6 protein-coding genes are annotated in these 5,902 nt (G+C 72.6%); 2 read left to right on the top strand and 4 right to left on the bottom strand.

Annotated elements, in window-relative coordinates:
• A partial coding sequence (locus HY68_RS19035; protein ID WP_041996574.1) for a hypothetical protein occupies positions 1–1,429 on the top strand: 1,429 nt, incomplete at its 5' end.
• Between the two features lie 94 nt (positions 1,430–1,523).
• Here HY68_RS19035 and HY68_RS19030 read toward each other — a convergent pair.
• Entirely contained in the window at positions 1,524–1,859 is a 336-nt protein-coding gene (locus tag HY68_RS19030; RefSeq protein ID WP_041990473.1) for a hypothetical protein, read from the bottom strand.
• Positions 1,860–1,911: 52 nt separating this feature from the next.
• Between HY68_RS19030 and HY68_RS19025 the strand changes: the two genes are divergently transcribed.
• Positions 1,912–2,610, top strand: coding sequence for a TetR/AcrR family transcriptional regulator (locus HY68_RS19025; RefSeq protein WP_041990471.1), 699 nt, complete (start codon positions 1,912–1,914; stop codon positions 2,608–2,610).
• Here the strand turns inward: HY68_RS19025 and HY68_RS19020 are convergent.
• From HY68_RS19020 to HY68_RS19010, 3 genes are all read right to left on the bottom strand, one after another.
• Positions 2,601–3,284, bottom strand: a complete 684-nt coding sequence (locus tag HY68_RS19020; protein WP_041990469.1) for a DUF4230 domain-containing protein — start codon at positions 3,282–3,284, stop codon at positions 2,601–2,603. The genes HY68_RS19025 and HY68_RS19020 overlap by 10 nt on opposite strands.
• A gap of 143 nt (positions 3,285–3,427) precedes the next feature.
• Positions 3,428–5,470 (bottom strand): NB-ARC domain-containing protein, encoded by a 2,043-nt coding sequence (locus tag HY68_RS19015; RefSeq protein WP_078863962.1) that lies wholly within the window; start codon positions 5,468–5,470, stop codon positions 3,428–3,430.
• Positions 5,471–5,544: 74 nt separating this feature from the next.
• Positions 5,545–5,902, bottom strand: a 358-nt coding sequence (locus HY68_RS19010) for a DUF3459 domain-containing protein (RefSeq protein WP_041990468.1), incomplete at its 5' end; no start/stop codon positions are given.

Here is a 5,902-nt window from a genome sequence, read left to right as displayed (position 1 = left end):
GACGGCGGCGCCCGCTGCCGCGCTCGCCGAGGTGGACAGCGCCGTGCGCTCAGGGCCGGCGGCGGGGACGGCGGAGCTGCTGCTCTCGCCCGAGTTCGACCCGTGCTCGCTCCAGGCGCGGCCCACCGACCTGATGCGCCGCCGCCAGCACGGCAAGGCGGCCCTGGCCGCCGCAGCGGCCCTGCTGGTGTGCGGGGCGCTGCTGGGCATCCCCGGCGACGGCTGGGCGCCTGACGGCGCTGCCGCGCCCTCCTACGCCCTCAACCCGGCCGCCGAGTCGGCGCTCGATCCGGCGAAGGTGGTACGGATCGCCCCGACCGCCTGGGAGAGCGCGCCGCGCACCGACTTCACCGTCTGGCCCGCGCGCGGCGGGCTGACCCACGACACGGGCCTGCTGCGGCGCGCGCTGGCCGTCTGGGCGCGGCCCGGCCCCACCGTCCATGTCTCGGCGACCCCCGGCACCCCTTCGGGGCCGCCGATGGGCTCGCCGCAGCTGCTGTACGCGGGCGTGGTGAACGGGGCGCGGGTGGTGCTGCTGCACGACGGGCTGCGGGTCGTGCGGTACGCCGAGTCGGCCGATGGCGAGGCGGGCGCCGCGCTCGACTTCGCCCGGGTCGACGGGGCGGACGGCGCGTCGTCCGACGCGCTGGTGGTGGGCCGGTCCGACGGCAACGTCCGCTATCTGACGGCGCCTTGGGTCGGCTCCGCGTCCGTGCGCGACCTGCTGACCCCGGCCGTCGCAGCGCGGCCGCTGCACCGGGACGCGGACGGTGTGACCGACCCGATGTCGAGTCCCACACCCGCGGGCACCTGTACGTCGTGGGAAGCCCTAGACCTACGCGACGTGCGCGACGGCTCGGCGCACCGGCTGCTCACCGACCTGGGCGAACTGGCGCCCGCCCGGCTGACGTCCGGGTCGCCCACGGACCCGAAGGACCCCACGGACGAGGCGGCGCGGACGTCCTGGGCGCGATCGGCGTGTCTGCTGTCCACGATGCGCTCGCACGGCGTGCGGTCGGTGAACTCGTGGCAGTACGCGAGCCAGGAGCTGCCCGAGTCGAACGGCACTGCGCGGTGGGTGTGCACGCGCGCCGACACCTGGCGCGGCGCCGGCAGCCGCGAGCTGGCGCAGTTCCAGGCGCCGTCGCTGAACACGTCGGCGACGGGCGCGGTGGCGGCGCAGGCGGAGGACTCCCCCGCGTGCGGGACGCACGAGGGGCAGGTGCTGGCCGGTGTGCTGTGGAAGTCGCGCGGCGGGAACTGGTTCCTGCTGGCGGCGGGCAGCACGCAGTTCCGGTCCCTGTCGGCATCGGGCGGTGTGACGGGCACGTCGAACGGCCGGCTGCTCGCGGTACCGGCCAAGGAGGGCGCGCGGGCGTCGCTGGACGGGCGACTGGCGGACGGCTCGGAGACGGGGGCGCTGCGCTGACCGGACCGTAACGGCAGGGCGTGGCGCGGCCACCACCGGTCGGCCACCACCGGTCGGCCGTCGCCGGCCGGACGGCGCCGAGGGCGGGCGCGGCCTACGGGAGCAGCAGCCAGTCGGCGCCGAGGGCCGCGATCAGGCCGACGCCCAGCAGCCAGGTACCGAGCCGGGTACGGCCGTGTCTGCTCAGCTCGATCACCACACCGCACAGGATCATGGCGAGCCCGTACACCCCGACCACCAGCAGCGACGTGCGCTCCGCCAGTCGCATCCCGAGCAGCCCCGCCATCACGGCGAGCACCACCGAGGCCAACGCGATGCGGATACGCCGGGCCTGACGAGGCGTCAGGCCGGGCTCGACATCCGCGGCCGGTATGTCCACCGCCTCGTCCTGGTCCTGTGCCTGGTCCTGCTCCTGGTCGGATGAGCTCATGAACGGGGAGCGTAACGGACACCTCGCAGCCTCCGCCCGTTAGGCTGTTCATATGACGACCGGGGTGCGCCGAAGGATGGGCGTCGAAGAGCGGAAGCAACAGCTGATCGGTGTGGCGCTGGAGCTGTTCAGCAACCGCTCCCCCGAGGACGTCTCGATCGACGAGATCGCCGTGGCGGCCGGTATCTCCCGGCCGTTGGTCTACCACTACTTCCCCGGCAAGCAGAGCCTCTACGAGGCGGCGCTGCGACGCGCGGCCGACGAACTCGCCGGTCGCTTCCGCGAGCCGCGCGAAGGACCGCTCGGAGAGCGGCTGCTCCGGGTGATGGGACGGTTCTTCGACTTCGTCGAGGAGCACGGACCCGGCTTCTCCGCACTGATGCGCGGCGGCCCCGCGGCCGGTTCGGTGCGGCGGGCCAACGCGATGATCGACGAGGTGCGGCAGGCCGCCTACGAGCAGATCCTGACGCATCTGGAGGTGGCGGACCCGCCCGCGCGCCTCGAACTCGTGGTGCGGTCCTGGGTGTCGCTGGCCGAGGCCACCGCGCTGCTGTGGCTGGACGGCAAGCGGATACCGCGCGCCGAGCTGGAGTTGCAGCTGGTGCACGACTTCGCCGCCCTGGCGGCGGTGAGCGCCGCGCAGGACGACGAGATGGCCGGGCTGCTGCTGCACATCGTGGCGGGCGAGCCGGCCGAAGGCCCCTTCGGGCTCCTGGCCGGCCGGCTCGCCGGACTGCTCACTCAGCCGTAGACCACGCTGACCTGCGTGAAGCCGAGGGAGTGCAGCAGGCCCTGGAGCATGCTGGTGGTGTTCTTCTCGGCGCGCGCGTTCAGCTCGCTCTCCTTGGCCGCCTCGCTGATGTGCTTGGCCGCGAGCTGGTTGACCGCCTTCTCGCTGCCGGGGTTGTCGGAGAACAGATCGCCCAGCCGGTCGAGCAGGCCACGCTGCTTGTCGACCGTGTACGAGCGGTCCGGGTCGAGGGCCGCCTTGCCGAGCGTCGCGTGCGGGAGCCGCAAGGACGCCGTGGTGCGGTCCTTGTTGGTCTTGACGCTGTTCTCGCCGATGTGGCTGAAGTCGACGTACGAACTCACGGTCCCGGCGCCGACATACAGGGTGCGGGTGCCACGGATCGCGTCCGGCAGGAACTTCGCGTCCTTCTCCAGGTCGACCACGACCTGGAAATTGCCGGAGGCCGCCTCGTACCGGTCCAGGTCCTGGATGGACTGGAGGAGGGTCGGCCCGGTGCGGTCGTGGGTCTCGCTACCGAAGAAGTCGTCGAAGCCGGGGATCAGGTCGAGCCGGCTGCCCATGAACAGCAGCGCGAGCACGACGACCAGGGCGATGGGCAGCTTGGCCCACCAGGACAGACGCGACGTACGCGTCTCGGGCCGGCGGTTGTCCGGTTTCACGTCGGTGGACGTCATGCCTAACTGGTTGCCCGTACGCGCCAGTTCAACCGGAACCGGCGTTCATCGTTACGGGCCGGTGCCGTTCGTTACGGGCCCGGGTTCTTCGTTATCCGTTGGAGGCCTTGGTGCCCACCGGGGCCTGATCAGAACGACAGGCCCTAGAAGCCCTCGTCGCCGGGCACGGGGCCTTGGAGCACCCGGACGAGACCCTTCTCCCGGTCGTCCACGAGCCCTTCGTTGAACGCGCTGTCGTACGCGGGGCCGCCGACGGCCTCCCGGGCCTGGCGCTCCCACTCGGCGCGTACGGCGGCGAGTTCGGGGCTGCCGCCCTCGGGGTGGCCGATCATGTGCCAGTGGGCGAGCCCCGCGCCGTACGCGTGCGCCGCCCCGACCCCGTTGCCCTGGGCGGCCATCGCCCCCGCGAGCAGATCGAGTCCCAGCGCGATGCCGAAGCTGTCGCGCAGCTCGAACTTGCCGAGGAGCATCGCCCGCGCGTGGCCCTCCGCCTCGCGTGGCTTGCCCTGCATGAGCTGGACGAGGGCGAGTTGGTGGTCGGCGTAGGCCCTGGACCAGCGTTCGCCGTAGCGCATGCTCAGCCGCTGGACGGCGGTGGCCTCCTCGCCCGCCTCTTCGAGCCGGCCGAGCGCGGAGAGGGCGAAGACCCGTATGACCATGCAGCGCAGCTGTGACGGGGTCTTCACCGGGTCGCCCGACAGGGTGCGTACGGCCCGGTCGCAGAGCGTGTAGGCGGCCTGCGGCCTGCCCATCAGCAGCGAGGTGAAGCCGAGGGTGTGCGCGGCGAGCAGCCGGGACTCGGGGTCCTTGTCGTGCCAGGCGGAGATGCCGCACTCCTCGCCGTAGCGGTACGCGGCTTCGTGGTCGCCCTGGAGCGCGAGGACGATGCCGAGCGCCCACAGGGCGCGGGTGTGGTCGGGGCCCGGCGCGTCATGGGCGTCGACGGCGCGTTCCAGGAAGTTGCGGGCCTCGTGCAGATGGCCGCAGCAGCTCCAGAACAGCCCGGCGCGGCCCGCCATTTCGACGGCGGTCGCCGGGTCGCTGCGCAGCAGGTGCTCGATCGCGGCGCACAGGTCGGCGTGCGTGTCGGCGACCCGGCGGTACCAGGCGACCTGGCGCGGGCCCAGCCAGCCCGCGTACGCCTGCCGGGTCAGCTCGGCGAAGTGCGCCGCGTGCCGGTCGGCGATGAGCCGTTCCTCGCCGAGTTCGGCGAGCCACATGGCGCCGTACTCGCGCAGCGTGTCCAGCATCCGGTAGCGGCTGCCGTCCTGCCGGAGCACGGACTGGGCGACGAGTCCGGCGAGCGCCGCCGGGATGTCGGCGGCGGCGAGCGGACCGCCCGTACAGACGGCGACGGCGTCCTCGGGGTCGATCTGGCCCCGGAAGACGGAGAGCCTGGCCCAGAGCAGGCGTTCGAGGGGCGCGCAGAGTTCGTGGCTCCAGCCGATGGCCGTGCGCAGGGCGCGGTGCCGCTGGGGCCAGACGTTCTTGTCGGTGAGGATGTCGAACCGGGAGGTGAGCCGGGCGGCGATCTGTTCGACGCTGCTGTCGCCGAGCCGGGCGCAGGCGAGTTCGACGGCGAGCGGGATGCCTTCGAGTCTGCGGCAGATCTCGGCGGCGGCGCCTGCCGTGCGCGGGTCGTCGAGGCTGAGCTGCGGTGCGATACGGGCGGCCCGGTCGCGGAAGAGCTGGAGGGCGTCCTCGTCGCCGTCCAGCGGGAGCGGCGTGACGTCGATGCGGTGTTCGTCCGTGGCGCCGAGCGGATGTCTGCTGGTGGCGAGGACGGTGAGGCCGGGGGCCGCGGTGAGCAGTTCGCCGACGAGATGGCGGCAGGCGTCCACGAGCCGTTCGCAGCAGTCGAGGACGAGCAGCAGCTTTCTGTTCGCGAGCCATTCGCAGAGCGCCTCGACGGGGCTGCGCGTGGTGTGGTCGAGGAGCCCGACGGCCTCGGAGACGGTGGAGAGCAGCAGCCGCTCGTCGTAGAGCGGCGAAAGGTCGACCCAGGCGACTGCGTCGGGGCGCCGCTCGACCGCCGTACGGGCAGCGCGCAGGGCGAGCCGGCTCTTGCCGACACCACCGCTGCCGATCAGGGTGATCAGCCGGTGCTTCTCGATCGATGCTTCCAGGACGGCCAGTTCTGTCCTGCGCCCCACGAAGCTGGTCGTCTCATGCGGAAGGTTTCCCACCACGGCACACAGTTTGGCGTAGTTGTCGCTCGCTGTCGGCACCCGTGGCGGGATCTGTCACAAACCCGTTGAGGTCATTGGCCGGATTCCACCGGGTGCGCGGACCACCAGACCGTGGTGTCGGCGGGCAGTACGGTCCTGTCGGCCGCCGTCGGACCGCTGGCGAGCAGCACGCTGCCGTACGCGGCGAGGCGTACGGGGCTGTCCGTCGTGTTGACGGCGCAGACGAAACCCGGGCGGCGGAAGACGAGGACGCCGTCCGGCGCTTCGAGCCATTCCACCCGGTCGCCCGCGCCGAGGCCGGGGTGTTCCTTCCGTACGGCGAGCGCCGAGCGGTACATCTCCAGGGTCGATCCGGGGTCGCCGGTCTGTGCCTCGACGCTCAGTTCGGCCCAGGAGCCGGGCTGCGGCAGCCAACTGCCGCCCGCGCCG

The sequence above is a fragment of the Streptomyces sp. AcH 505 genome, assembly GCF_000818175.1.
Taxonomy (GTDB): Bacteria; Actinomycetota; Actinomycetes; order Streptomycetales; family Streptomycetaceae; genus Streptomyces.
This window is presented reverse-complemented; position numbering and strand designations above follow the sequence as displayed.

Coding starts and splice junctions, on each gene's coding strand:
- HY68_RS19025 (WP_041990471.1), top strand. CDS start 1,912: ATGACGACCGGGGTGCGCCGAAGGATGGGCGTCGAAGAGCGGAAGCAA.
- HY68_RS19030 (WP_041990473.1), bottom strand. CDS start 1,859: ATGAGCTCATCCGACCAGGAGCAGGACCAGGCACAGGACCAGGACGAG.
- HY68_RS19020 (WP_041990469.1), bottom strand. CDS start 3,284: ATGACGTCCACCGACGTGAAACCGGACAACCGCCGGCCCGAGACGCGT.